General features: G+C 60.0%; 1 protein-coding gene. It reads left to right on the top strand.

Annotated elements, in window-relative coordinates:
- Positions 1 to 206: 206 nt before the first annotated feature.
- Positions 207 to 732: IS110 family transposase (locus tag IB274_RS29450; RefSeq protein WP_192436294.1), on the top strand; the 526-nt coding region annotated here is incomplete at its 3' end.

Raw genomic sequence — 732 nt, forward strand, 5'->3', positions numbered from 1 at the left:
CCGCTTGTGTCTGCAAAGCTCGATAAGCTCGAAGGTGAGAGCGACGGGAGGCAAGCTGCAGGTCCGCGGTGTTGGTCGCACGAGTAGGAGCCCAAGCTGCCTCCCGCCGTCCTCTGACCTAGCCCGAACAGTTGAACGAGTGAACCTCGAACCACAAGCGTGGGCAGTCAGAGTGCTCTCGTCGAACAGTTTACGAGGATTGGCTCATGACAACAGCTTGGGTAGGTATCGATGTTGCCAAGGATTCACTCGCCGTTTGGATCCGGCCACAAGGTGTACTCGTCAGCGTTTCCAATGACGCAACGGGATATCAGCAATTGCTGGAGCTCTTTGCCCAGGACAAGCCGGGGCGGATCGTTCTGGAGGCCACGGGCGGGTATGAGCGAGGTGTGCTCTTTGCCCTGCTGCGGGCAGGCCATGTCGTTTCCCGCCTGAATCCAACTCGAGTACGAGCATTCGCTACAGCGATGGGCAAGCTGGCCAAAACCGATCCGATTGACGCTTCGGTACTGGCACACCTGGCCCAGGTTCTTGAAGAATCGCCCAGCCAGGCGCCCTCGCCAGCGCGCGAGCGGCTGCTTGCGCTGGTCCAGCGCCGCGAGCAATTGGTCTGCCAGCGCGATGATGAGCGCCGCCGGTTGCCGCAGGCTAGCCAAGCCTTTGTCCGGGATTGCCTGGAAAATGCCATCAAGACCCTGCAAAGCACCATCCGACGTTACGACCAGGAGATAA

It is taken from the genome of Pseudomonas sp. PDM18, assembly GCF_014852585.1.
GTDB lineage: Bacteria > Pseudomonadota > Gammaproteobacteria > Pseudomonadales > Pseudomonadaceae > Pseudomonas.